The 877-nt window shown below is 65.7% G+C and carries 1 protein-coding gene; it reads left to right on the forward strand.

Features of this window, described 5'->3' with window-relative positions; translation table 11 throughout:
• Nucleotides 1-877 (forward strand): NAD(P) transhydrogenase subunit alpha (locus P0D96_RS48155; protein WP_408321392.1); only part of this gene is annotated, 877 nt, incomplete at both ends.

The raw sequence follows: 877 nt of genomic DNA on the forward strand, positions 1-877 counted from the left end.
TGCGGCGACCGCTTTTGGCGCTGAACTCGTCCTGAAGGTCCAGTCGCCCACCGATGCCGAGTTGCCGTTGCTTAAACGCGGCGCGACGCTGGTCGGCATGCTCGATCCGTTTAATACCGAAAACTCATCAAAGCTGGCGACTGCGGGCGTGACCGCGTTCGCGCTCGAAGCCGCGCCGAGAACCACGCGCGCGCAAAGCCTGGACGTGCTGTCGTCGCAGGCGAACATCGCGGGCTACAAGGCGGTTTTATTGGCCGCCACGCTCTATCCGCGCTTCATGCCGATGCTGATGACCGCAGCGGGCACCGTGAAAGCGGCGCGCGTGCTGATTCTCGGCGCGGGTGTGGCCGGTTTGCAGGCGATCGCGACCGCCAAGCGCCTGGGCGCGGTGATCGAAGCCTCCGACGTACGTCCAGCGGTGAAAGAGCAGATCGAATCGCTCGGCGCAAAGTTTCTCGACGTGCCCTACGAAACCGACGAGGAGCGCGAAGCCGCGCAGGGCGTCGGCGGCTATGCGCGGCCGATGCCGCCTTCGTGGCTCACGCGCCAGTCGGCGCTGGTCCATGAGCGGGCCAAACAGGCCGACGTGGTGATTTCCACTGCGCTGATCCCTGGCCGCGCCGCACCGACGCTGATCTCGGTCGAAACCGTGCAGGCGATGAAACCCGGCTCCGTACTGATCGACCTCGCGGCCGGCCGCGGCGCGGAGTACGAAGGCCAGCGCGGCGGCAACTGCCCGCTCACTGAAGCGGACAAGGTCGTCATCAAACACGGCGTGACCATCGTCGGCTATACGAATCTCGCCTCGATGGTGCCCGCCGACGCGTCCTCGCTCTACGCACGCAACCTGCTCGACTTCCTGAAGCTGATCATCACC

Source organism: Paraburkholderia sp. RL17-347-BIC-D (assembly GCF_046027915.1).
Classification (GTDB): Bacteria; Pseudomonadota; Gammaproteobacteria; order Burkholderiales; family Burkholderiaceae; genus Paraburkholderia.